This is a genomic window from Actinomadura sp. NPDC049382, assembly GCF_040677125.1.
Taxonomy (GTDB): Bacteria; Actinomycetota; Actinomycetes; order Streptosporangiales; family Streptosporangiaceae; genus Spirillospora; species Spirillospora geliboluensis.
Window position 1 is genome coordinate 1 of sequence record NZ_JBFARO010000121.1, and the last position, 24,220, is coordinate 24,220.

The 24,220-nt window shown below is 75.0% G+C and carries 17 protein-coding genes; 11 read left to right on the forward strand and 6 right to left on the reverse strand.

Annotated elements, in window-relative coordinates; genetic code table 11:
* Positions 1–152 precede the first annotated feature (152 nt).
* A complete protein-coding gene (locus AB0K34_RS38195; RefSeq protein WP_138640111.1) occupies positions 153–557 on the reverse strand; it encodes a hypothetical protein in 405 nt (134 codons plus the stop codon).
* Positions 558–608: 51 nt separating this feature from the next.
* Positions 609–1,454 carry a 16S rRNA (cytidine(1402)-2'-O)-methyltransferase gene (gene rsmI / locus AB0K34_RS38200; RefSeq protein WP_364553620.1) on the reverse strand — a complete coding sequence of 282 codons (846 nt, stop codon included), beginning with the start codon at positions 1,452–1,454 and terminating at the stop codon, positions 609–611.
* Between the two features lie 138 nt (positions 1,455–1,592).
* Here rsmI and AB0K34_RS38205 point away from each other — a divergent pair, with 138 nt between their 5' ends.
* A complete protein-coding gene (locus AB0K34_RS38205; RefSeq protein WP_364553622.1) occupies positions 1,593–3,299 on the forward strand; it encodes a phospholipid carrier-dependent glycosyltransferase in 1,707 nt (568 codons plus the stop codon).
* Positions 3,300–3,341: 42 nt separating this feature from the next.
* On the opposite strand, the gene AB0K34_RS38210 is transcribed toward AB0K34_RS38205, so the two are convergent.
* Positions 3,342–4,574 carry an MFS transporter gene (locus tag AB0K34_RS38210; protein WP_240808363.1) on the reverse strand — a complete coding sequence of 411 codons (1,233 nt, stop codon included), beginning with the start codon at positions 4,572–4,574 and terminating at the stop codon, positions 3,342–3,344.
* An 88-nt stretch (positions 4,575–4,662) separates the two neighbouring features.
* Here AB0K34_RS38210 and AB0K34_RS38215 point away from each other — a divergent pair, with 88 nt between their 5' ends.
* The 4 genes from AB0K34_RS38215 (at position 4,663) to AB0K34_RS38230 (ending at position 9,046) form a co-directional block, all read left to right on the forward strand.
* Complete coding sequence (locus AB0K34_RS38215) at positions 4,663–5,691, forward strand: LacI family DNA-binding transcriptional regulator (RefSeq protein ID WP_364553624.1); 1,029 nt, start codon at positions 4,663–4,665, stop codon at positions 5,689–5,691.
* Positions 5,692–5,694: 3 nt separating this feature from the next.
* The gene (locus AB0K34_RS38220; RefSeq protein ID WP_301177184.1) at positions 5,695–6,729 is read left to right on the forward strand and encodes a magnesium transporter CorA family protein; all 1,035 of its coding nucleotides are present in this window, start codon (positions 5,695–5,697) and stop codon (positions 6,727–6,729) included.
* Between the two features lie 108 nt (positions 6,730–6,837).
* Positions 6,838–7,812: a class A beta-lactamase gene (gene bla, locus AB0K34_RS38225; RefSeq protein ID WP_364553627.1), complete on the forward strand. Its 975-nt coding sequence runs from the start codon at positions 6,838–6,840 to the stop codon at positions 7,810–7,812.
* Positions 7,813–7,819: 7 nt separating this feature from the next.
* Positions 7,820–9,046 (forward strand): MFS transporter, encoded by a 1,227-nt coding sequence (locus AB0K34_RS38230; RefSeq protein WP_364553629.1) that lies wholly within the window; start codon positions 7,820–7,822, stop codon positions 9,044–9,046.
* 14 nt (positions 9,047–9,060) lie between these two features.
* On the opposite strand, the gene AB0K34_RS38235 is transcribed toward AB0K34_RS38230, so the two are convergent.
* Positions 9,061–10,710 (reverse strand): penicillin-binding transpeptidase domain-containing protein, encoded by a 1,650-nt coding sequence (locus AB0K34_RS38235; protein ID WP_364553631.1) that lies wholly within the window; start codon positions 10,708–10,710, stop codon positions 9,061–9,063.
* A 113-nt stretch (positions 10,711–10,823) separates the two neighbouring features.
* On the opposite strand from AB0K34_RS38235, the gene AB0K34_RS38240 reads away from it, so the two are divergent.
* The 3 genes from AB0K34_RS38240 (at position 10,824) to AB0K34_RS38250 (ending at position 15,569) form a co-directional block, all read left to right on the forward strand.
* Positions 10,824–11,786 (forward strand): LysR family transcriptional regulator, encoded by a 963-nt coding sequence (locus tag AB0K34_RS38240; RefSeq protein WP_138638406.1) that lies wholly within the window; start codon positions 10,824–10,826, stop codon positions 11,784–11,786.
* The gene (locus AB0K34_RS38245) at positions 11,783–12,688 is read left to right on the forward strand and encodes a serine hydrolase (protein WP_138638407.1); all 906 of its coding nucleotides are present in this window, start codon (positions 11,783–11,785) and stop codon (positions 12,686–12,688) included. Before AB0K34_RS38240 ends, AB0K34_RS38245 begins: the two co-directional genes overlap by 4 nt.
* A gap of 127 nt (positions 12,689–12,815) precedes the next feature.
* Positions 12,816–15,569: an AAA family ATPase gene (locus AB0K34_RS38250; protein WP_364553633.1), complete on the forward strand. Its 2,754-nt coding sequence runs from the start codon at positions 12,816–12,818 to the stop codon at positions 15,567–15,569.
* 7 nt (positions 15,570–15,576) lie between these two features.
* On the opposite strand, the gene AB0K34_RS38255 is transcribed toward AB0K34_RS38250, so the two are convergent.
* Positions 15,577–16,863, reverse strand: a complete 1,287-nt coding sequence (locus AB0K34_RS38255; RefSeq protein WP_364553635.1) for an amidase — start codon at positions 16,861–16,863, stop codon at positions 15,577–15,579.
* Positions 16,864–17,330: 467 nt separating this feature from the next.
* Here AB0K34_RS38255 and AB0K34_RS38260 point away from each other — a divergent pair, with 467 nt between their 5' ends.
* Both AB0K34_RS38260 and AB0K34_RS38265 read left to right on the forward strand, forming a co-directional pair.
* The gene (locus AB0K34_RS38260; protein WP_364553637.1) at positions 17,331–19,688 is read left to right on the forward strand and encodes a phosphoketolase family protein; all 2,358 of its coding nucleotides are present in this window, start codon (positions 17,331–17,333) and stop codon (positions 19,686–19,688) included.
* A gap of 14 nt (positions 19,689–19,702) precedes the next feature.
* The gene (locus AB0K34_RS38265) at positions 19,703–20,773 is read left to right on the forward strand and encodes an acetate/propionate family kinase (protein ID WP_364553639.1); all 1,071 of its coding nucleotides are present in this window, start codon (positions 19,703–19,705) and stop codon (positions 20,771–20,773) included.
* 44 nt (positions 20,774–20,817) lie between these two features.
* On the opposite strand, the gene AB0K34_RS38270 is transcribed toward AB0K34_RS38265, so the two are convergent.
* Positions 20,818–21,363 (reverse strand): Lrp/AsnC family transcriptional regulator, encoded by a 546-nt coding sequence (locus AB0K34_RS38270; protein ID WP_240808020.1) that lies wholly within the window; start codon positions 21,361–21,363, stop codon positions 20,818–20,820.
* A gap of 61 nt (positions 21,364–21,424) precedes the next feature.
* On the opposite strand from AB0K34_RS38270, the gene AB0K34_RS38275 reads away from it, so the two are divergent.
* A partial coding sequence (locus AB0K34_RS38275; protein ID WP_364553641.1) for an indolepyruvate ferredoxin oxidoreductase family protein occupies positions 21,425–24,220 on the forward strand: 2,796 nt, incomplete at its 3' end.

Here is a 24,220-nt window from a genome sequence, read left to right on the forward strand (position 1 = left end):
GACCGCGCCGGGCAGCGCGGCGCGGCGGCGCGGGCCCGCCGCGGCGGCCGCGCCGGCGGCGGACGCGCCGGAGATCGAGACCAAGGTCCCCGAGGTCGTCGCGAAGTGACCCGCGCCCGGGCGCCCCGCGCCCGGGTGACGGCCGGGATCGGCTACCAGGCGTGCATGCGGCGCAGGTGGAAGACCATCGCCACGTCGCTGCCCGCGCGGGTCTGCGGGAGCTCGCCCTCCTTGCCGCGCATCGCCGACAGCGCCTTGACGTTCTGGCTGCCGCACTTCGGGCAGGTGCGGTCCGTCCAGGGCGTCGTGCAGGGCTGCCCGCCGCGCTCGTAGATGACGGCCTCGTTGCCGTGCCCGTCGCCCGCGTGGCGGACCTCGAACTCCTCGTTCCAGGTCGTCGTGCAGTTGAGGCACTCCAAGACCCATACTTCGTGGCTCGTCCATGTGTCCAGCACGGCACTCACCCCCTCGGAGACCGTCTCGGGCGCGTCCCGCTGACCGCGTCCCAGTTCCATGGTGGCCCCGACGTGCCCATAGTGCGCCCGCCGTGCGGCCACCGATAGGGGTTATTCCCAGAAAGAACCGGTTCGACCGGTCTGATGCCGCGCCTACGCCCTGGACTTCACAACGGCGTCGTAGACCACGCGCTTCGGGGCGCCGTTCTCCTTCGCGACCTCCGCGATCGCCTGCTTGCGGGGCGTCCCGGCCTCCTCGCGGGCGGCGACGGCCGCGGCCAGCTCGGCCGGTTCGCGCAGCCCGGACGGCTCCGGCGCGCCCCCGACCACCAGCGTGATCTCGCCGAGCACCCCGTCGGCGGCCCAGCCGGCCAGCTCGCCGAGCGTCCCGCGCCGGACCTCCTCGTAGGTCTTGGTCAGCTCGCGGCAGACCGCGGCGGGACGGTCGGCGCCGAACGACTCGGCCATCGCGCCGAGGGTGTCGGCCAGCCGGCGGGGCGACTCGAAGAAGACCATCGTGCGGGGCTCGTCCGCCAGGGCGCCGAACCGGCGGGCCCGCTCGCCCGGCTTGCGGGGCGGGAAGCCCTCGAAGCAGAACCGGTCGGTGGGCAGCCCCGACACCGCCAGCGCGGTCGTGACGGCGGACGGCCCGGGCAGCACCGAGACCGGCACCTGCGCGGCGACGGCCGCGCGCACCAGCCGGTAGCCGGGGTCGGACACCCCCGGCATGCCCGCGTCGGTGATCACCAGCACGTCCCGCCCGGCCAGCAGCTCCTCGACCAGGCTCTCGGCCCGCGCCCGCTCGTTCAGGTCGTTGTAGGACACGACGCGGCCCGCGGTCTGCACCCCGAGGTCGGCCACCAGCCGGCGCAGCCGCCGGGTGTCCTCGGCCGCGATCACCGGCGCGGCCGCGAGCGCCGCGCGCAGCCGCGCGGACGCGTCCTCGGCCCGCCCGATGGGCGCCGCCGCCAGCAGCAAGGTCCCGGTCACGCGGATCATTGTCCCACCCGGCCGCGCCCCCGGCGCGCACGGCGGGGCCTCCGGCGCGTACGGCGGGGCCCGGCGCGGACGCCCGGCCGTGCCGCCGGGTCCGCCCGGAGGGGCCGTGCGGGGCGGGGCCGCCCGTACGATGACGGGATGGCGACGACGGATACGGCCCCCGCTCCTGCCACCGCGTCCGGGCGCCGGACGTCCCCGCTGCGGGACTGGCTCGCGCCCGCGATCCCGGGCAGCGCGCTGCTGTCCTGGCTGGGCCCGCTGCTGGTGACGGCGCTCGCCGGGTTCCTGCGGTTCGACGGGCTGGGCTCGCCGAAGGCGGTGGTCTTCGACGAGACGTACTACGCCAAGGACGCGCTCGCCCTGCTGAAGTTCGGCTGGGAGCACAACACCGTCGAGAACGCCGACAAGATGCTGATCGCCGACCCGGACGCGCACATCTGGGCGAACGGGCCGGCGTTCGTCGCCCATCCGCCGTTCGGCAAGTGGATGATCGCGATCGGCGAGTGGATGTTCGGCGCGACGCCGTTCGGCTGGCGGTTCATGCCCGCGCTGGTCGGGACGCTGTCGGTGCTGATCCTGTGCCGGGTCGCCCGCCGGATGACGGGGTCGACGCTGCTCGGCTGCGCCGCCGGGCTGCTGCTCGCGCTGGACGGGCTCGCGTTCGTGACCAGCCGGGCCGCGCTGCTGGACGTCTTCGTGATGTTCTGGGTCCTCGCCGGGTTCGCGTGCCTGGTGAACGACCGGGACCGGTCCCGCCGCGTCCTGGCCGACCGGATCGGCCGCGGCGAGATCTCGGTTTACGGCCCGTTCCTCGCGCACGGATGGCGGTGGGCCGCCGGGATCTGCCTCGGCCTGGCCTGCGCCACCAAGTGGACGGGCGTCTTCTACGTGGCCGCGTTCGGGCTGATGGTCGTCCTGTGGGACTACGGCGCCCGCCGCGCGGCCGGGGTGCGCGCCCCGTTCACCGGAACGCTGCTGCTGGAGGCCGTCCCCGCGTTCGTGCAGCTCGTCGTGGTGGGGTTGGTGACCTACCTGGCGACCTGGTCGGGGTGGATCTTCAAGCCGGGCGGCTGGGGCCGCGGCGACGCGTCCGGAAGTGTGCTGTGGCGGCCGTTCGAGGCGATGCCGAAGCTGTGGGACTACCACTCGCAGATCCTCGGCTTCCACACGGGGCTGCACGCCAAGCACCCGTACCAGTCGTGGCCCTGGGACTGGCCGATCCTGCGCCGCCCGGTCGCGTTCTTCTACACCGAGCCGAAGGGCGGGTGCGGCGCGGCGCGCTGCTCGCGGGAGATCCTCGGGATCGGCACGCCCGCGCTGTGGTGGGGCGCGCTGGTCGCGCTGGTCGTCGTCGCGTTCCTCTGGCTGATCCTGCGGGACTGGCGGGCGGGCGCGATCCTGCTGGGCTTCCTCGCGGGCTGGGCGACCTGGTTCCCGTCGGCGTTCGCGGACCGGACGATGTTCCTGTTCTACGCGACGCCGCTGATCCCGTTCATGGTGCTGGCGGTGGTGCTGGTGCTCGGCTACCTGATCGGCCCGGCGCCGGCCTGGGCGGCGGGCGCGCACGCGGCCCGTCCCTGGGAGTCCGGCGGCTCCGTGCCCGACGTCCCCGCCGGGCCCTACGGGGACGACGCCTACGGGGACGGCGCCTACGGGGAGAGCGGGGCGTACGCGCCCGTCCCGGCCCAGGGGCCGGGGGTGCGGCGGCTGGTCGGCGCCGCCGCCGCGGGGGCGTTCCTGCTGGTGGTGCTGGCGAACTTCGCGTACTTCCACCCGATCCTGTCGGCGCAGACCCTCCCGTACGACGACTGGCACGAGCGGATCTGGTTCCAGTCCTGGGTGTGACCCCCGGCCCGCCGGGGTCCCCAATCTCACGAGGCAGTACGGCTAGGCGGTGACGGCGGCGCTGCGGCCGGGGCGCAGGGTCCGGCCGCCGACCAGGAAGAGGGCCAGCGCGAGCGCGCCGCCCACGCCGGCGCCCGCGAACGCGCCGGGGACGCCCGCCGCGTCCTGCCCGACGCCGGCGACGAACGAGCCGAGCGACCCGCCCGCGCCGATCGCGGCGACGACCCAGGCGAACGCCTCGGTGACGGTCCCGGCGGGCGCGAGCCGGTCGACGAGCGCGAAGCTGCACGCCAGCACGGGGGCGAGGGAGACGCCGGACACGAACGCCAGCACCGACATGACCGGCAGGGACGGCGCGAGGACGAGCGGGACGTACCCGGCGGCGAGCGCGGCGAGCAGCCAGCGCAGCCGGCGGTGCGGCTCGCCCGGCCACGGCCGGGCGCCGTAGCCGATCCCGCCGGCGAGGGCGCCGCCCGCCATGCACGCCAGCAGCAGCCCGGAGGCGATGTCGCTGCCCTGCTCCTCGGCGTAGGCGACGACGGCGACGGCGTAGACGCCGAGCGCGATCCCGGCGAAGCCGAGCGACAGCAGCAGCACCCGCAGGCCCGGGGAGCGCAGCGGCCCGGCCCAGTCGGCGGCGCGCGGCGCGCTCCGCCACCGGCGGGACGGCCCGGACAGCGCGACGACGAGCGTCCCGGCGATGCCGAGCGCGCCGGTGAGGACCAGCGCGGCCTCGGTGTTCAGCGCCGCCGCCGCGACGACGAGCAGCGGCCCGACGGTGAAGAGGATCTCCTGGGCGGCGGCGTCGAGCGCGTAGGCGGCGTCGACCTGCTCCTGGCCGTCCAGGACGTCCGGCCAGAGGGCGCGCAGCCCGGCCTCCAGCGGCGGGGTGGCGAACCCGGCGAGGACGACGGCGGCGACGGCCACCGGCAGCGGGTGGGCGCCGACGAGGGCGAGGAGCACGAATCCGGCCGCGGCGGCGCAGGCGGCGGGGACCAGCACGGGCGGCTGGCCGTAGCGGTCCATGACGCGGCCGAGGACGGGCTGGCCGGCGGCGGTGGCGAGGCCGAACAGCGCGGCGAGCGTCCCGGCGAGCGGGTAGCCGCCGTCGTCCGCGCGGACGTGCAGCACGACCGCGAGCATGCCCATCCCGTTGGGCAGCCGGCCGAGCAGGGTCCCGCCGAGCAGCCGCGCCGCGTACGGCCTCCGCAGGAAGACGACATAGCCGCGCATTCGATGGCCCCCGGAGATCCCCGTCGTACGTACTCTCGTCATACGTATTACTGAACCCGTCATACGTACCACTTCCGGGGCCCTCGGCTCTAGTCTGTTTTCGTCCCAATGTCCGCACAGGGAGGACCGGGTGTCGGCCATCAGCCGTCCCACCAGCAAAGACGTGGCCCAGGAGGCCGGGGTCTCGCAGTCCACGGTCTCGCTCGTGCTGGGCGGCAAGTGGAGCGGGCGCGTCTCCCCCGCCACCGCGCGCAGCGTCCGGGACGCCGCCGAGCGGCTCGGCTACCGGCCCAACCAGGCCGCCCGGAACCTGCGGCTCGGCACGACCCGGACCGTCCTGCTGATGGTCCCGACCCTGACCGCGCCGTTCTTCGGCCCCGTCTACACGGGCGCGGCGCGGGTCGCGGCCCGGCACGGCTTCGGCGTCGTGGTGTCGACGTGGCCGGACGACGCGGAGGGCCCGGCGGACAGCCCGTTCGGGTCGGAGGAGGCGATCGACGGGGTGCTCGCGTCCTCGATGGCGGTGGACGCCCTCGGCCGGTTCGGCGGGACGCCCGCCGTGATGCTCGACAGCGGCCCCGACCCGCGGACCGGCGGCACCGTCCCCACGATCGACTTCGGCGTGGCGGACGGCATGCGCGCGATCGCCGGGCATCTCGCCGGCCTCGGCCACCGCCGGTTCGGGCACGTGGCCGCCGCCGTCGACCAGTGGACGTTCCGCGCGCGCGCCGCCGCCCTGGCCGCCGTCGTCACGGGCCTCCCGGGCGGTGCCCTGCTGCGGGAGGAGTGCGCGATCGACGTCGCGTCCGCGAAGGACGCCGCGCTGCGGCTGCTGTCGGCCGCCGACCCGCCGACCGCGCTCGTCTGCGACGACGACCTGATCGCCGCGGGCGCCTACAAGGCGGCGCGGGCGCTCGGGCTGGACGTCCCGTCCGAGCTGTCGGTCACCGGGTTCGACGACGTGCTGCTGGCGACCGCGCTGGAGCCGGAGCTGACGACCGTGCGGCTGCCCGCCGAGGAGCTGGGCGCGCAGGGCATGGCCGCGCTGCTCGACCTGCTCGCGGGCCGCCGCCCCGCCGCCCGGGTGCTGCCGGGCGATCTCGTCGTGCGCGCGTCGACGGCCCCGCCCCGGGCCGGGTCGCGCGCGAAGGAGGTGTGAGCCGTGGGGTCCCATCCGTCCGAGACCGACGTCGAGGGGCATCCGGAGAACCGGATCGGCGGCGCGCCGCCGCGGACGCGGGCGTGGCGCGGCGGCGAGCTCGTGGCGGAGGGCTTCCCCGTCGGGGAGGTGAGCGAGTACCTGGCCCGCCCGGACGTCGTCGTGTGGCTCGACCTGTGCGCGCCGCGCCACGAGGACCTGCGCGTCATCAGCGACGAGCTCGGCCTCGACCACGTCGCCGTGGAGGACGCCGTCTCCCGGCACGAGCGCGCGAAGCTCGACCGGTACCGGGGCTACGCGTTCCTGAACGTCTACGTCCCGTACGTCGCCGGCGGGCACCTGACGCTGCACGAGCTGTCGGCGTTCGTCGCCCAGCGCGCCCTGGTCACCGTCCGGCAGGACCCCGATCTCGACGTCGACGCGCTCATCGCGCGGTGGGACGCGAGCCCGGACGCCGGCCTCGCCGAGCCGACCGCCGCGTTCCTGCTCTACGGGATGCTGGACCTCGTCGTCGACCTGCAGCTGGCCGCCGTGCAGGCGCTCGACGAGGAGGCCGACGCGGTCGAGGACCTGGTGTTCGCCGACGCGTTCCCGGTCAAGGAGATCCAGCGGCGCAGCTACGCGCTGCGCAAGAACCTCGCCGCGCTGCGGCGGATCGCGCTGCCGATGCGGGAGGTGCTGAACACGCTGCTGCGCCGCGACCTGCCGATCGTCCCGCCGCCGCTGGTCCCCTACTTCCAGGACGTCTACGACCACACGCTGCGCGTCGGCGAGTGGACCGACGGCCTGCGCGACCTGGTCGCCGACCTGCTCGACACCCGGCTGGCGCTGCAGAGCAACCGGATGAACGAGGTGATGAAGAAGGTCACCAGCTGGGCGGCGATCATCGCGGTGCCGACGGCCGTGACCGGGTTCTACGGGATGAACGTCCCCTATCCCGGCTTCTCGCAGCACGCGGGGTTCATCGCCAGCACCGCCGTGATCGTGGTCTGCAGCCTCATCCTCTACACGGTCTTCAAGCTCCGGGACTGGCTGTGACACCGGACGGGCGGCCAGGTCAGGCCGCATCCATATGACGGCCGATATCGCTCGCCGACCCATATCAATATTGGACACCGGCTTCGCGCCTCTGGTCTGCTCACCGGCATGACGAAACACGCTCCCGCCTTCCGGGCGGTCGCCGCCGCCGTCCTCGCCGTGTCCGCCGCCGCCGGCTGCGGCGCGGACGCGGACCCGGCCGTCAAGAGCGCGGCACCGCAGAGCAACGCGTCCCGGACCGCCTCGCAGGCCGCCGTGCAGACCGCCGCGACGCAGGCGGAGGTGACGAAGCAGCTGACCCGCCTTGAGACGACCCGCCGCACGCGCATCGGCGCGTACGCCATCGACACCGGCAGCGGGCGGGCGGTGGGGCACCGGGCGGACGAGACGTTCCCGTTCGCGTCCACGTTCAAGGCGATGGCGTGCGGCGCCGTGCTGCGCAAGGCCCGGCAGAGCGCCCCGGGCCTGCTCGACAAGGTGATCCACTACACGAAGGACGACCTGCAGGAGTTCTCGCCGGTCACCGAGAAGCACGTGGACACCGGGATGACGGTCGCGGAGCTGTGCCACGCGACGATCACCCAGAGCGACAACACCGCCGGCAACCTCGTGCTGAAGGAGATCGGCGGGCCCGCCGGCCTCACCGCCTTCCTCCGCTCCCTCGGCGACACGGTCAGCCGCAGCGACCGCATCGAGCCCGGCCTGAACGACTGGAAGCCGGGCGAGAAGCGCGACACGACGGCGCCGCGCCCCTGGGCGAACGACCTGCGCGCGCTCACCGTGGGCGACGCGCTCGTCCCCGCCGACCGCGCGCGGCTGATCGACTGGCTGAAGGCCACGGTCACCGGGGACAAGCGAATCCGCGCCGGGCTGCCGAAGAGCTGGACGGTCGGCGACAAGACCGGCACCGGCGGCACCTACGGCAGCGCCAACGACATCGCGATCGCCTATCCGAAGCCCGGCGGCGCCCCGCTGATCATCGTGGTCACCACGACCCGGAAGGGCGCGGAGGCCGACGCGGACGAGAAGTCGATCGCGCTGACCGCCGGCGTCCTGTCCCGCGCCCTGCGTCCGGCGGGCTAGCGGCACGATGCTCCCCGGCCGCGCGACCGCCCCCGCCTCCGCTTCCGCTCCCGCCCCTCCCGCCGCCCCGGTCAGGGCCGCGTCCCGTGACCGGCGCGTCATCGCGGTGCTCGCCGCCGTCCAGGTGGCCATCGGGCTCGGCTACTACGCGGTGTTCGGGCACGTCGTCGCCCATCTGCGGGACGGCGTGGGGCTCGCGGCCGGGACCATCGGGCTGGTGCTCGGCACCCGCCTGCTCGTCCAGTACTCGCTGCTGCTCCCGGTCGGCGCGCTGACCGACGCGCTCGGCGCGCCGCGCACCGGGGTGCTGGCCTGCGTCGTCCGCGCCGCCGGGTTCGCCGTGTTCGGCACGGCCGACGGCCCCGTGGGGCTCTCCGTCGCCGCCGTGCTGGTGGGAGTCGGCGGGGCGCTGTACCACCCGGCCGCCCAGTCGCTGCTCGCCGGCCTGTCCCCCGGACGCCGGCCGGGCGGTTTCGCGGTGTACCTGGTGAGCGGGCACATCTCCGCCGTGCTCGGCCCGTCCGCCGGGCTGGCGCTGCTGGCGCTCGGCGGCTTCCCCCTGCTCGCGGCGGGTGCGGCGGCGGCCTGGTGCGTCGCCGCCGTCCTCTTCCCGCTGCTGCCCGCACGGCACGCACAGCCCGCCGCGCGCGCCCCGAAGACGATGCTGCAGGGCATCCGCGCGGTGGCGCGGGACCGTGGTTTCGTCCGCTTCGCCGTGATCGTCGCGCCGTCCACGCTGCTCGTGACGGCGGCCGCCACGGTCGTGCCGCTGCGCGGGTTCGGCTCCGGCCGGACGACCGCGTTCCTCTGCCTGGCCGCCGCCGTGGTCGCCGCCGTCCAGCCGTGGTGCGCGTCCAGGGCGGGGCGGCCCGGCGTCCTGCGGGCCGGGCTGCTGCTGTCCGGCGCCGGCTTCCTCGCCCTCGTCCCGCTGGACGGGGACGCGGACGGCCCCTGGCAGATCGCCGGGCTACTGGGCGCGGCCGTGCTCACCGGGGCCGGGCAGGGGCTGATGCAGCCGCCGATCTTCCAGGCCGTCGCCCGGTACGCGCCGCCCGAGCAGGTGGGCGCCTACCTCGGGGCGTCGTCGTTCCTGGCCGGGATGACGGCGTTCGGCGGCGGCCTCGCCGTCGGCGCGCTGTTCGACCTCGGCTCCGGCGGCGCGGCGGCCGCGCTCGCCGGACTCGCCGTGCTCGGGTTCGGCGCCGCCGCCGCCCGCCCCCGGACGGCGCCGTGACCCCGGCCGCCGCGTCAGAGGGAGCGCAGGAAGGTCGCGGCGATGGGCGCGGCCGCCTCGGCGCCGGTGCCGCCGTCCTCGACGATCACCGCGAACGCGACGTCCTTGCGGTAGCCGATGAACCAGGCGTGCGTGGGCGGGTTCTGCCCCTCGCCGAACTCGGCGGTGCCGGTCTTGCCGGCCGTGCCGGCCGGGAAGCCGACGCCGGACGCGGTGCCCTCGCTGACGACGGCGGGCATCAGGGCGTGCAGCGCCTTCTCGACGGCGGGCTCCAGCTTCTTCGGCCGCTCCGCCTTGCGGCCGCGCGCGTCGGCGGCCTGGCTCACCAGGGCCGCGTCGACCACGCGGGGCGACCGCCAGGTGCCGTCGGCCGCGGCGGCGGCGACGCTCGCCATGTTGAGCGGGCTGGTCAGCACCTGGCCCTGCCCGAACGACGCGGCCGCGAACGCGGTGTCGTCCTTGTTGGCGGGGAACGCGGCGCGGACGGAGGGCAGCCCGGAGACGATCGGGGCGTTGAACCCGAACTGGGCGGCGACCTCGGCGAGCCGCTTCTCGCCGAGCTTGTCGACCGCGAGCCGCGCGAACGTGGTGTTGCAGGAGTGCGCGAACGCCTCGCGGAACGGGACCGTCCCGAAGTCCTCGTGCTGGTAGTTGTGGAAGGACCGGCCGCCGACGGTCGTGGTGGCGGGGCAGCCGACCTTCGTGGACGGGGACACGCCGTCGGCGACGAGGGCGGCGGCGGTGACGACCTTGAACGTGGAGCCGGGCGGGTACTGGCCCATCAGCGCCCGGTTGTAGCCGCCGGGCTTGTTCGCCACGGCGAGGATCTCACCGGTGGACGGGCGCAGCGCCACCATCGACGCCGGCTTGCTCGCGCCGGTCAGCGCCTTGCCCGCGGCGGCCTGGACCTTCGGGTCGATCGTCGTCTTGAGCGGCTGTCCCTCGGTGCCGCCGAACCGCTTCAGCGTCTTCACCGCGTTGCCGTCGGCGTCCACGATCTGGACGGCGAGCGCGGGCGTGCCGGCGAGCCGCCGCTCGTACTGCTTCTGCAGGCCGTCCGCGCCGACCGGGTCGCCCTTCTCGTAGGGCGCGCCGAACTGCTCGGCGGCCTCCGCCGACGCGGCGGCGACCGGTCCGGCGAGCTGCCGCGCCGACCCCGACGGCGAGGCGCTCAGGTCGCTGCCGTCCGCGGCGAGGACGGCAGCGCGGTCGGGCCAGGCGCGGGCGGCGCGCAGCCGCTGCCCCTCCGCGAGCTCCGGGTACAGCACCTTCGGCGACCACTGGACGAGCCATTCGCCGTCCCGCTCGACCATCGGCAGCGCGCCATCGTAGGTCCACTTCCGGTCGCCGGCGAGGGTCAGCTCGGCGGTGTAGGCGCCGCCCGCCTCGCCGCCGTCCGGGTCGCCCACCGAGGCGACGGTGAAGCGCTGCGCGGTGACGCCGAGCTCCTCGCGCATCTTGGTGAGCCGCTGCTCGAAGTCGGCGGGCGGCCCGTCGGTCAGCTTCCGCATCGCGGCGAGGTCGCCGCCGCTCCACGCCGCGAGGTAGCGTCCGGCGGTGTCCTCCGGGCCCTCTCCGTCGCGCAGGAACCACACCGCCCCCGCCCCCACGATCAGCACCGCCACCGCGATCGCGGCGGCGGTGAGCACACGGGATCGGCGCATCGTCGATCTCCCTTCCCCCTGGTATGGAGACACAAGGACACCAGGCATCGCCCGGAAAGTCCAAGATTGATATCAATGTCACAGATATATCCGATTCGATATCATTCCTGGTCGTGAACCTCGTCGGGCATCTGCGGTGCTTCGTCGTCGTCGCCGAAGAACTCCACTTCGGGCACGCGGCGGAGCGGCTCGGCATGGCCCAGCCGCCGCTCAGCCAGCGGATCCAGCGGCTGGAAAGGGAGCTCGGGGTGCGCCTGTTCGACCGGTCCAGCCGGAAGGTGGAGCTGACCGCGCCCGGCCGGCTGCTGCTGGACGAGGCCCGTGACATCCTCACCCGCGTGGAACGCGTCTACTCCGTCGCCGAGCGCGCCCGGCTCGGCGAGGTCGGCGCCGTGCGCGCGGGCCTGCCGGGCGGCCTCGGCGGCCGGGTCGTCGCCGCGCTGATCGCCGCGTTCCGGGACCGCCGCCCCGACCTGCGGCTCGACCTGCGCGAGACGGGCACGGACGAGCAGGTGCGCGCGCTCGCCGACGGCACGCTGGACGCCGGGGTGGTGCGGCACCCGTGCGACTCCCGGGACCTGGAGCTCGGCCCGATGCTCGGGCAGCCGCTCGGCGTGCTGCTGCCCGCCGGCTCCGACCTCGCCGCCGCCCCGGAGGTGCACCTCGCCGACCTCGGCGGCCGCGACCTCGCGGTGGCGCCGCGCGAGGAGGCGCCCGGCGCGCACGACGAGCTCCTCGCGGGCTGCCGCCGGCACGGGTACGCGCCCGCCGCCGTGCACGAGGCGCGCGACCCGGAGTTCGCGCTCGGCCTCGTGCTCGCCGGCACGGCCGTGGCGCTCGTCCCGCGCACCGGCGACGCCGCCGGGACGGTCTGGCGGCCGCTGGTGGGCGAGCCGCTGGCCTGGCGGACGTCCTGCGCGTGGCGGCGCGCCCGCGACCCCGAGCACGCCCGCGCGATCGCCGACTTCAGCGCGGTCGCGACCGCCGTCCTGCGCCGCGAGGCCGGCATGGCGCCGCTGGACGCGCCGCCCGTCCGCCGCGTCGTGCCCCGCCCGTCCTCCGGATTCCTGGCATGAGCGCGGCGCGCGGTGCGGGCGCGGCGGTCCGGCGGATCGAGGAGGAGTTCCGGTCGGCCGGGGTGACCGGGGTGCTGCACGTCGTCGACATCGACACCGGGCGGGAGGTCGCGATCGGCGCGGCCGAGCCGGTGGTGCTCGCGTCGGTGTTCAAGGTGCCGCTGCTGGTGGCGTTCCACCGGCTGGCCGCCGCGGGCGCCCTCGACCCGGCCGAGCAGGTCACGCTGCGCCCGCAGGACCGCACCGCCGGGCCGACCGGGGTGTCCGCCCTGCTGGACGAGGTGCGCATGTCGCTGCGCGACCTCACCTGCCTGATGATCACCGTGAGCGACAACGCCGCCGCCGACACCGTGCTGGACCGGGTCGGCGGCCGGGACGCGGTGAACGCGGCCGCCGCCGCGCTGGGGCTGCGCGACACGGTCGTCGAGGTCACCGGCCGCGAACTGCACGAGGGCCTGCTCGCCGACGCCGGCGCGGACACCTTCGCGGACGTGTGGGCGAAGCTGGACGACCCCGGCCTGCTCGGCCGCCTGCGCGCGCTGGACCCGGCCCGCACCAGCCGCAGCACGCCCCGCGACATGACCCGGCTGCTGTCGATGATCTGGCGGGACGAGGCCGCGCCCGCCGCGGACTGCGCGGCGATGCGGCGGCTGCTCGGGCTGCAGGTGTGGCCGCACCGGCTGTCGTCCGGCTTCCCCTACGACGACGTCGTGGTCAGCGGCAAGACCGGGACGCTGCTGACCGTCCGCAACGAGGTCGGCGCGGTCGAGTACCCCGACGGCGCCCGCTACGCCGTGGCGATCTTCACACGGTCGCTGCTGCCGACCGCCGTGCTGCCGCGCGCGGACGCCGTGATCGGCACCACCGCGCGGCTGGCCATTGAGTTTCTCCGCCGGCCTTGACCCCGGGGTGCACTGGCCCCGGTGGAACGTGTTGCATCCGATACCTCGGAAGGGTCGGACTATTCAGCCACCACCGCTCCGGTAAACGTAGGCTGTACCCCGGTTTTGACTTCTTGGGGAGTGTTCTTTGCGGCTGCCGGAGCATCTGGAGCTACTGCTCACCGACGAGCCGGTGCTCGACGTCTACTCGCACGGTCCGTGGCGGGTCCCGGACGGGCTGTTCGAGGAGATCGCGGCGCGGATCGACGGGCTCGCGGCCGATCCGCGCGCGGTGGCGCTGACCACGGAGGAGCACAAGCTGCTCACGCTGCCGGCGTCGCTGGTCACCGCGGAGATCTTCGGAATGCTGGCGTTCCTGCCGGGCGGCGGCGCGATCAAGGCGGGGTCCTGGTCGCAGCTGCCGGAGCGGCTGCTGTACCGGCACCTGTCCGGGCCGGGCCCGCTCAGCACCCGGATGACGCGCTGGGACGCGCCCGGCGGCCGGTGGCGGCCGCCGGTGGACTGGCTGATCGAGGCCCCCGACCGGGGCCTCGCGATCGAGCTGGCGCGCGACTGCCTGTCGGTGCTGGAGGGCATCGAGCCGCTGGAGGAGCGCCGCAAGGCGCTGCTGCGGCTCTACGACGACCCGCCCGAGTGCGAGATCGGCCTGCCGAAGCAGGAGCTGCGCGAGCACTGGCACGCCCACGCCGGCGACGACATCGTCGCGGCGGTGCCGGAGCTGCTCGGCCCGGTCGGCTACCTGGAGTGGGTGTGCGCGGGGCTGCTCGCGGCCTTCGAGCGCGTGCTCGAGGCGGCGCCGCGGGACGAGAGCGTCGAGGTCCACCTGCTCCATCTGCTGCTGCAGGGCAGCATGGAGCACGTCCCGGCGGAGCTGGCGGTCGCGCTCGGCGAGGACCGGTACGGCGAGCTGCGGCAGCGGTTCGCCGCCGAGCGCCGCGGGTTCAAGGCGGGCGCGTGGCAGGAGCGGACGCGGGCGTGGCTGGCCGAGGCGCTGGTCGCGGGCGCGGCGGACGCGTGCCGCGGCTGGCTCGACATGGCGATGCGGTTCATCGCGACCGTGCAGGGGCTGCCGGGCGACCCGTGGTTCCCGAAGGCGGAGTGGATCCCGGTCGGCCAGTTCCAGACCGATCTGCGGCGGCTGTACGCGCCGCGCCGCCGGGTCGTGAACCCGCTGACCGAGACGCTGCGGAGCGTGCCCGGCGAGGGCGCAGGGGCCGCCGGGGCGGCGCGCGGTGTCCGGCCCGACATCGCGTCCGCGCTGGTCGAGCAGCCGGAGGCGGCGGCGGCGCTGGCGGAGCTGACCGGCGGCACCGGCACCGGCGCGCCGGTCCGGCTGCTGCTGGCGGGCCCGGACGGCACCGGCAAGCGCGACGCCGCGCAGGAGCTCGGCCGGGCGCTCGCGCTCGGCCGCGACCCGCACTGGATCACCGAGAACCTGTTCGCGGGCCAGCGGCTGCCGGACGCGGTCGCCCGGCTGCACGCCGACGCCCGCGACTGCGCCGGCGACCGGCTGCTGGTCATCGACGGCCTGGACGGGATCGTCGCCGACCCCGGCAACGGGGAGGCGCTCGCCGCCGAGCTGCACCGGCTCCTCGCCGTCCACCCCGACCTGCACCTGGTGGCGCTGTGCGACGCGGGCGGGGAGGAGCGGATCCGGGAGATCAACCCGGTGCTGCCGCAGCTGTTCCGCGTCGCGCGGACGCGGCCGTTCACCGCGGACGGGCACGCCGAGCTGTTCCGCCGGGCGCTGGCCGCCCGCGGTGCCCGCGGCACCCGGCCGGCGGTCGCCGCGGCGGGCGCGCTGCTGGCCGCGACGCCGCCGATGCAGACGCTGCGCAACGCGCGGCTCGCGCCGCACCTCGCCGACCAGGTCGTCGCGGCGGCGCGGGCGCGGCAGGAGGCGGCGGGCACGGCGCCCGACGCCGAGATCGTCGTCCGCAAGCAGGACCTGCCCGCGGCGCTGGACACCGCGCGGGCCGCCGGGAACCCCCTCGCCGAGCTGAACGACCTCACCGGGCTCGACACCGTCAAGCACGAGATCGCGCTGCTCGTCGCCGGGACGCACGCGGCGCGGCTGCGCAGCGAGAACGGCCTGAAGATCACCCCGCCGACGCGGCACATGGTGTTCACCGGCAACCCCGGCACCGGCAAGACGATGGTCGCGCGGCTGCTCGGCCGGATCTACAAGCGGCTCGGCGTCCTGTCGTCCGGGCACCTGGTCGAGGCGTCCCGCGCGCACCTCGTCGGCGAGTACATCGGGCAGACCGCGCCCCGCACCCGCCGGCTGGTCGAGCGGGCGCTCGGCGGCGTGCTGTTCATCGACGAGGCGTACACGCTGACGCAGTCGCCGCTGAAGGGCGACTACGGGCACGAGGCGATCGCCGAGCTGGTGAAGCTGATGGAGGACCACCGCGAGGACCTCGTCGTGGTCGTCGCGGGCTACCAGCAGGAGATGGCGGAGTTCCTCGCCGCCAACCCCGGCCTGGACTCGCGGTTCCCCAAGCAGATCCACTTCCCCGACTACAGCGACGACGAGCTGATCACCGTGTTCGGGCAGCTCGCCGCCGCGGACGGGTTCGAGCTGGCGGCCGGCACCGAGGAGGTGCTGCGGGCGATGCTGCGCCGCGCGCCGCGCGGGCCGTCGTTCGGCAACGGGCGGCTGATGCGCAACATGCTGGACGTCGCCGTCGCCAACCAGGCCGACCGGGTCGCGTCCGCCGCCGTGCACGCCAGGAAGGCCGTGCAGGGCGCGAAGGCGGGCGGCGAGGAGGGCGGCGAGCCGCCGGCGGCGCCCTCGAAGGAGGACCTGGTGACGCTCACCGCCGACGACCTGCCCCCGCTCCTCGACCACCCGGAGGAGTTCTTCGGGCTCTACCTGTAGCGGCGGGTCAGCCGCGGGCGAGGCGCTCGGCGGCGCGGAACAGCACGTCCTCCGCGCCGCGCCGGGTGACGAGCTGGACACCGGCGGGCAGGCCGCCCACGGTCCCGGCGGGGACGGTCAGCGCGGGCAGCCCCAGCACGTTCCACGGCGAGGTGAGGCTGACCAGCAGCGCCGTCAGCGGGCCGAACTCGCACTCGGTCGCGCCGATCTTCGGGGCGGTGATCGGCATGGTCGGCATCGCGAGGAGGTCGTAGCGGTCCAGCAGCGCCGCGATCTCCGCGGCGTACCGGTCCCGCTCGCGCAGCGCGCGGACGAGCCGCCAGCCCGGCATGCGGCCCGCCTCCTCCAGCCGGCCGCGCGTCACCGGCAGGTACCGGTCGGGGGCGGCGGCGATCCGCTCGGCGTGCACGTCGTACGCCTCGCTGAACTCGATCGCGAGGAACACCTCGCGCAGCCCGGCGAAGTCGAGCGGCTCGGCCGGGGCGTCCGGGACCAGGGCCCGGACGGTCCGCACCACCTCGGGGTCGGCGGCGGGCGGCTCGATCCAGGCGGCGCGCCCGAGCGGTTCGCCTGCGCCTTCGGCGCCGTCCCGCGCCAGGGGGCCGGTCAGTGCCTCGTAGGCGAGCAGGCAGTCGGCGGCGGTCCCGGCGAGGACGCCCACATGGTCCAGGGAGGGCGACAGCGGGAACACGCCGCCGGCCGGGACGGCGCCGTGCGCGGGCTTGAACCCGGCGACCCCGCAGAACGCGGACGGGATGCGCACCGACCCGCCGGTGTCGGTGCCGAGGGCGAGCGGGACCGTGCCGGCCGCGACGGCGGCGGCGCTGCCGCTGCTGGAGCCGCCCGACATCCGCTCCCGGTCGCGCGGGTTGCGGACCGGGCCGCTCGCCGACACGTCGCCGGTGGCGCCGAACGCGAACTCCTGCGTCCCCGTCTTTCCGACGATCACGGCGCCGGCGTTCCGCAGTGCCGCCACGCAGGCTGCGTCCGCCTCGGCGACGTGCCCGGCGAAGTGCGCGGACCCCATCCCGGTCGGCAGCCCGGCGACGTCGATGATGTCCTTCACCGCGACGGGGATCCCGTGCAGCGGGCCCCGGTCGGTGCCGGACGCCAGCTCCTCGTCCGCCTTCCGGGCCGCGGCCGCGGCGCCCTCGGGGTCCAGGTGCGCGAACGCGTTCAGGTCGGGATCGACCGAGTCGAGGGCGCCCGCGACGAGGTCCCGCGCCGTCTCCGTCCCGGACCGCAGCCCCCGCCCGAGGTCCGCCAGCGTCCGCCCGGTGAAGAACCCGCCCATACCGCCTCCTACCTGATCAGCCGTCCCGCACTGCCTAGCACACCGGGGCCCGCGCGGGACAAGCCGAGCCACCCTTCGTAGCGGTCTGTCCGCAATTGGTCGTCCTGCGTGAGCCATTCGTCGCAGCCCTCCTACCGCCGGCCGACCGCACGCCCCGACCCGTGAACCTACGGACGAGTACGAGGCAGGCTTCAACACGCCCAGGAGACGCCTCCACCGGTTCGCTGGGGGGCGGGGCGGAGCCCGCGCGGGCACCGCCTCTGTAACCGGTCGCGTCCACCCTGATACCGCGGCGCCTCCGGTGCGCGGACGCCGAGCCGTCCGGCACCGGGGGCGCCGGCGGCACACCGGGACCTTGGGCCCTGGGCGCGCCAGCCCCCGCGTGATGGGGTTTCCGTGACGGTTCAGCCCGCCGATGCGGGGGACGTGATCCCCCTGAGACGGGACCGACAGCGGAGGGACGCGCCATGGCCGAGTCCGTGATGTCCGACGACGAGGTGCGGGCGATCGATGCGTACTGGAGAGCCGCGAACTACCTGTCCGTCGGGCAGATCTACCTGCTCGCGAACCCGCTGCTGCGCGAGCCGCTCGCGCGCCGGCACATCAAGCCGCGGCTGCTCGGGCACTGGGGCACCTCCCCCGGCCTGAACTTCTGCTACGCGCACCTCAACCGCGCCATCCGGGCGCGCGACCTCGACATGATCTACATCATGGGGCCGGGGCACGGCGGGCCGGCGGCGGTCGCGAACGCGTGGCTGGAGGGCACCTACAGCGAGGTGTACCCGGACGTCTCGCGGGACGGCGAGGGGATGCGGCGGCTGTTCCGCCAGTTCTCCTTCCCCGGCGGCATCCCGTCCCACGTGGCGCCGGAGACGCCGGGCTCCATCCACGAGGGCGGCGAGCTCGGGTACTCGCTCGCGCACGCGTTCGGCGCGGCGTTCGACAACCCGGACCTCGTCGTCGCGTGCGTCATCGGGGACGGCGAGGCCGAGACCGGGCCGCTCGCGGCGAGCTGGCACTCCAACAAGTTCCTGGATCCGGTGCGCGACGGCGCCGTCCTGCCGATCCTGCACCTCAACGGCTACAAGATCGCGAACCCGACGGTGCTGGCGCGGATCCCCGAGGAGGAGCTCGTCCAGCTGCTGGACGGGTACGGGTACCGGCCGCTGCTCGTCAGCGGCGACGAGCCGGCGTCCATGCACCGCAAGATGGCCGCCGCGCTCGACCAGGCCCTCGACGAGATCGCCGCGATCCAGCGCGGCGCGCGGGAGGGGCGCACGTCGCAGCGGCGCCGCTGGCCGATGATCGTGCTGCGCTCCCCGAAGGGCTGGACGGGCCCGAAGGAGGTCGACGGCCTCCCCGTCGAGGGCACGTGGCGCTCCCACCAGGTCCCGCTCGCGGGCGTGTGCGACAACCCCGAGCACCTGGCGCAGCTGGAGGAGTGGCTGCTCTCGTACCGCCCGGACGAGCTGTTCGACGCCGACGGCCGCCCGGTCGAGGCGCTGCGGGCCCTCGCCCCCGAGGGCGAGCGGCGGATGAGCGCCAACCCGCACGCCAACGGCGGCCTGCTGCTGAAGCCGCTCGCGCTCCCCGACTTCCGGGACTACGCCGTGCCCGTCGACAAGCCCGGCACGACGACCACCGAACCGACCCGGACGCTCGGCACCTGGCTGCGCGACGTCGTCAAGGCCAACCCGTCCAACTTCCGGATCATGGGGGCGGACGAGACGGCCTCCAACCGGCTCGGGGACGTGTTCCAGGCGACCGACCGCGTCTTCGAGGGCGAGCGGCTCCCGACCGACGAGCACCAGGCGCCGTCCGGGCAGGTCATGGAGGTGCTGAGCGAGCACCTGTGCCAGGGCTGGCTGGAGGGCTACCTGCTCACCGGGCGGCACGGGCTGTTCAACAGCTACGAGGCGTTCGTCCACATCGTCGACTCGATGTTCAACCAGCACGCGAAGTGGCTGAAGGTGACCCGGCACCTGCCGTGGCGGCGGCCGATCGCGTCGCTGAACTACCTGCTGTCGTCGCACGTGTGGCGGCAGGACCACAACGGCTTCACCCACCAGGACCCCGGCTTCCTCGACGTCGTCATGAACAAGAAGCCGGAGATCGTCCGGGTGTACCTGCCGCCGGACGCGAACACGCTGCTGTCGGTCGGCGACCACTGCCTGCGCTCCCGCGACTACGTCAACGTGGTCGTCGCGGGGAAGCAGCCCGCGCTGAACTGGCTGCCGATGGACGCCGCGATCGCGCACTGCACCCGCGGCATCGGCATCTGGGAGTGGGCCTCCACGGACGGCGGCGAGGACCCGGACGTCGTGCTGGCCTGCGCGGGCGACATCCCCACCCTGGAGACGCTCGCCGCCGTCGACATGCTCCGCCGCCTCTTCCCCGACCTGCGCGTCCGGGTCGTGAACGTCGTGGACCTCATGCGGCTGCAACCGCCCAGCGAGCACCCGCACGGGATGCCGGACCGCGACTACGACGCCCTGTTCACCACCGACAAGCCCGTCATCTTCGCCTTCCACGGCTACCCGTACCTCGTCCACCGGCTCACCTACCGCCGCGCCGGGCACCCCAACCTGCACGTCCGCGGCTACAAGGAGGAGGGGACGACGACCACGCCGTTCGACATGGTCATGCTGAACGACCTCGACCGCTACCACCTGGTCATGGACGTCATCGACCGCGTCCCGGCCCTCGGCGGGCGGGTCGCGCACGTCCGGCAGCGGATGGCCGACCAGCGCCTCGCGATGCGCGCCTACACGCGCGAGCACGGCGAGGACGCGCCGGAGGTCCGCGACTGGACCTGGCCGTACTAGGGAGGGCCGTACCGATGCGCGTCCTCACGGTCAACCCCGGGTCGAGCAGCCTGAAGGTGAGCCTGCTCGACGCCGGCGACACCGTCCTCGCCGAGGACTCCGGCGCCGGCCACGAGATGGCGGGCCTGGTCGCGGACATGCCGCGCCCCGACGCGATCGGCGTCCGGTTCGTCCACGGCGGCACCGACTACACCGAGCCCGTCCGCGTCGACGCCGCCGTCACCGAGCGCCTGCACGCCCTCGCGGACCTGGCCCCGCTGCACCAGCCCGCGTCCCTGCACGCGCTCTCCGAGATCACCGAGGCGCTGCCGGGCGTCCCGGCCGTGGCCTGCTTCGACACCGCGTTCCACGCGACGATGCCGGACGCCGCCGCGACGTACGCGCTCCCCGCCGAGTGGCGCGAGCGGTTCGGGCTGCGCCGCTACGGCTTCCACGGCCTGTCGTTCTCCTACGCCGCCCGCCGGACGGCCGCGATGCTCGGCGCCGTCCCGCCCCGGGCGGTGATCTGCCACCTCGGCTCCGGCGCGTCCCTGTGCGCCGTCGCCGAGGGCCGCTCGATCGACACCACGATGGGATTCACGCCCCTCGAAGGGCTGGTCATGGCGTCCCGCGCGGGCAGCATCGACCCCGGCATCCCGCTATGGCTGATCAAGCACGGCCTCGACCCCGCCGACGTCAACCGTGCCCTGGAACGCGACTCCGGCCTGCGCGGCCTCACCGGCACCGGCGACATGCGGCGCGTCCGCGAACTGGCCGAGGCACGCGACGTGAACGCCCTGGCCGCCCTCGACGTCTACCACCACCGCCTGCGCGCCTGCGCCGCCGCCATGACCGCCTCCCTCGGCGGCCTGGACGCCCTCGTCTTCACCGGCGGCGTCGGCGAGCACGACCCGTCCGTCCGGATGCGCCTCGCCGAGGACCTCGCCCACCTCGGCGTCTCCATCGACCCCGGCCGCAACGCGGCGGCGGACGGCGACACCGACGTCACCGCGCCCGGCGCCGCCGTCCGCACCCTGGTGATCGAGGCCCGCGAAGACCTGGAGATAGCCGCCGGCGTCCGCTCCGCTATGGGAGGTCCAGGGTGAGGCTGAGCCGGAGGGCATAGATCACGGCGGCCGGCCCGGCCGCGCTATGCGTTCGGTTTGCCGTCCTTGGCCTGGCGGGCGCGGCGCTCCTCGTCCTCCAGGAGCGGGCCGAGGCGGAACGGGACCTGGTGGGTGAGGACGATCGAGGTGGTGCTGCGGCGGACGCCGGGGCAGGCGAGGATCGAGTCGATGACCTCGTGGAGCTGCCGGCCGTTCGGGGCGACCGCGCGGACGAGGAGGTCGCCCTGGCCGGTGATGCCGAGGACCTCCAGGACGCGCGGGATCGACGACAGCGCCACGGCGGCCTCGCGCAGCCGGCCCTGCGCGACCTCCAGGGTGACGAAGGCGGTCAGCTCGAAGCCGATGGCGCCGAGGTCGACCTCCCGGCCGCGGTGCCCGATGACGCCCTCGCGTTCCAGGCGCTCGACGCGCGCGTGCGCGGTGTTGCGGGCGATGCCGAGCTTGGCGGCCAGTTCGGTGACGCCGATGCGGGGCTGCTCCACCAGGCGGCGGAGTATCTGGAGGTCGAGGAGGGTGGCGCGGGTCACAATGCTCAGCTCCAGCGGGTAATTCGGTTCTGACTTGAGCAATCTGCTCAAGTATTGCCACAACATCTTGCACACCGCTCAGGCAAGTGGGCTCAATGCAAGCATGAGCACCACCGTTTCTTCCTCCCCGCTCCGGGACCGGCTGGAGCTGGAGCGCGGCCGGATCGCGCTCGGCGGCGTGCACGCGCTCGTCCGGCTGCTGCTCGACCAGCGGCGGGCGGACGCGCGGCGCGGCCTGCGGACCGCCGGGTTCGTGTCCGGCTACCGGGGATCGCCGCTCGGCGGGCTCGACCAGCAGCTGATGCGGGACGCGACCCTGCTGGAGGGCCACGACATCCGGTTCGTCCCCGGCGTGAACGAGGAGCTGGCGGCGACGGCCGTGTACGGCTCGCAGCTCGCCGAGCACCTGCCGGGGCCGCTCTACGAGGGCGTCTTCGGGCTCTGGTACGGCAAGGCGCCCGGCGTCGACCGGTCGCTGGACGCGTTCAAGCACGCCAACTGGCTCGGCACGTCCGCGCTCGGCGGGGTGCTCGCGGTGGTGGGCGACGACCCGTCGTGCAAGTCGTCCACGCTGCCGTCGGCGACGGAGGGCGCGCTGGCGGAGGCGTTCATGCCGGTGCTGGTGCCGGGCTCGGTCGCGGACGTGCTGCGGCTGGGACGGCACGGGTTTGAAATGTCCCGGTTCAGCGGTGCTTGGACCGGTTTCAAGGTCGTCACCGACGTCGCCGACTCGCACGAGATCATCGCCGCCGAGCCGGTCGCCGACCCGGTGCTGCCGGAGTTCGCGTGGCGGGGCCGTCCGTGGAAGCCGACCCGCAGGCCCGGCGTCGACCTGAAGGACACGACGTCCCTGGAGCCCGAGGTCCTGGAGGGACGGCTGCGGGCCGCGGCGGCGTACGCGGCGGCCAACGGGCTCGACCGGATCGAGGGCGCCGCCGGCGACGCCTCCCTCGGGCTCGTCGGCGCCGGGCGCACCTACCTGGAACTGCGCGAGGCCCTCGACCGGCTCGGACTGGACGACGCGGCGCTCGCGCGGCGCGGCGTCCGGCTGCTGCGCCTCGCCATGATCCACCCGCTCGACCGGGACCGGATCCGCGCGTTCGCGCGGGGGCTCCGCGAGATCGTCGTGGTGGAGGAGAAGCGCGGGTTCGTCGAGGCGCAGATCCGCGACGTGCTGTACGACCAGGCGGAACGCCCCGCCGTGTACGGCAAGTACGGGCCCGGCGGCGCCGCCCTCGTCCCGCCCGACGGCGGCCTGGACGCGGACCGGCTCGTCACGGCCCTCGCCCGGCTCCTCGCCGACCGCGTCGGCGCCGAGCACGTCGACCTGCGCGACCCGGTGCTGGCCCCGCGCAAGCCCGCGATCAACCTGCTCGCGCCGGCGCGCACCCCGTACTTCTGCTCCGGCTGCCCGCACAACCGGTCGACGGTCGTCCCGGACGGGTCGGTCGCCGCGAGCGGCATCGGCTGCCACGTCATGACGGTGTTCCAGGACCGGAGCATCGGCACGACGCAGATGGGCGGCGAGGGCGCGATGTGGGTCGGCGCGGCGCCGTTCAGCGGCACCGGGCACATGTTCCAGAACCTCGGCGACGGAACATTCTTCCACTCTGGAAGCCTCGCCGTCCGGCAGGCCGTCGCGGCGGGCACGAACATCACGTTCAAGCTGCTCTACAACGCGGCGGTCGCGATGACCGGCGGGCAGGACGCCGACGGCGGCGCCGACCCGGCCGCGATCACCCGGATGCTGCACGCCGAGGGCGTCGCGAAGATCGTCGTGGTGGCGGACGACCCGTCCCGCTACCCGCGCGGCACCGACTGGGCGCCCGGCGTCCGGGTCCGGCACCGCGACGACCTCGACGCCGTGCAGCGCGAGCTGCGCGAGATCCCCGGCGTGACCGTGCTGCTGTACGACCAGGCGTGCGCGGCGGAGTCGCGGCGCAAGCGCAAGCGCGGCCTCGCCCCGGACCCGCAGACCCGGGTGCTGATCAACGAGGCGGTCTGCGAGGGCTGCGGCGACTGCGGCGTGAAGTCGAACTGCCTCAGCGTGGAGCCGGTCGAGACCGAGTTCGGCCGCAAGACGCAGATCAACCAGACGTCCTGCAACAAGGACTACTCGTGCGTGGACGGCGACTGCCCCTCGTTCGTCACCGTCACGCCGGGCGAGCGGAAGGCGCGGCCGTCGCTGCCGGAGATCGGTGAGCTGGACGAGCCCGAGGCCCGGCCCGACGCGGCGGACGTCCTGCTCGTCGGCATCGGCGGCACCGGCGTCGTGACCGTCAACCAGGTCCTCGCCACGGCGGCGCTGATAGACGGCCGGCACGCCCGCGCGCTCGACCAGACCGGGCTCAGCCAGAAGGCCGGCGCGGTCGTGTCGCACCTGCGGATCGGGGACGCCGACCGGGACCGCCCCGGCATGGTCGGCGCGGGCGGCGCCGACGCCTACCTGGTGTTCGACGCGCTCGCCGCGACCACCGAGCCGAACCTGCGCCGCTGCGCGCCCGGCCGGACCGCCGCGGTCGTGTCGACCAGCGAGGTCCCCACCGGCCGGATGATCACCGACACGTCGGCGGCGCTGCCGCCGAGCGCGTCGCTCGTCCAGCGGATCGCCGCCCGCACCGACGCGGGCCGCCTCGTCGCGCTGGACGCCCTCGCGCTCGCCGAACGCTGGTTCGGGAGCACGACCACGGCCAACCTCATCGTGGTCGGCGCCGCGTACCAGGCGGGGCTGCTGCCGCTGTCGGCGAAGGCCATCGAGGAGGCGCTCGCGCTGAACGGCGTCCAGGTGGCGGCGAACGTCCAGGCGTTCCGGGCGGGGCGGCGCCTCGTCCTCGAACCGGACTGGGCCGCCGAGCCCGCCCCGGCCGCCGCCGCGGTCGCGCCGCGCCCGCTGGACGCC

Excerpts from the sequence above, each read along its gene's own strand:
- AB0K34_RS38260 (WP_364553637.1), top strand. The coding sequence starts at position 17,331 with ATGGCCGAGTCCGTGATGTCCGACGACGAGGTGCGGGCGATCGATGCG.
- AB0K34_RS38245 (WP_138638407.1), top strand. The coding sequence starts at position 11,783 with ATGAGCGCGGCGCGCGGTGCGGGCGCGGCGGTCCGGCGGATCGAGGAG.
- rsmI (WP_364553620.1), bottom strand. The coding sequence starts at position 1,454 with ATGATCCGCGTGACCGGGACCTTGCTGCTGGCGGCGGCGCCCATCGGG.
- AB0K34_RS38230 (WP_364553629.1), top strand. The coding sequence starts at position 7,820 with ATGCTCCCCGGCCGCGCGACCGCCCCCGCCTCCGCTTCCGCTCCCGCC.
- AB0K34_RS38205 (WP_364553622.1), top strand. The coding sequence starts at position 1,593 with ATGGCGACGACGGATACGGCCCCCGCTCCTGCCACCGCGTCCGGGCGC.
- AB0K34_RS38210 (WP_240808363.1), bottom strand. The coding sequence starts at position 4,574 with ATGACGAGAGTACGTACGACGGGGATCTCCGGGGGCCATCGAATGCGC.
- AB0K34_RS38265 (WP_364553639.1), top strand. The coding sequence starts at position 19,703 with ATGCGCGTCCTCACGGTCAACCCCGGGTCGAGCAGCCTGAAGGTGAGC.
- AB0K34_RS38255 (WP_364553635.1), bottom strand. The coding sequence starts at position 16,863 with ATGGGCGGGTTCTTCACCGGGCGGACGCTGGCGGACCTCGGGCGGGGG.
- bla (WP_364553627.1), top strand. The coding sequence starts at position 6,838 with ATGACGAAACACGCTCCCGCCTTCCGGGCGGTCGCCGCCGCCGTCCTC.
- AB0K34_RS38235 (WP_364553631.1), bottom strand. The coding sequence starts at position 10,710 with ATGCGCCGATCCCGTGTGCTCACCGCCGCCGCGATCGCGGTGGCGGTG.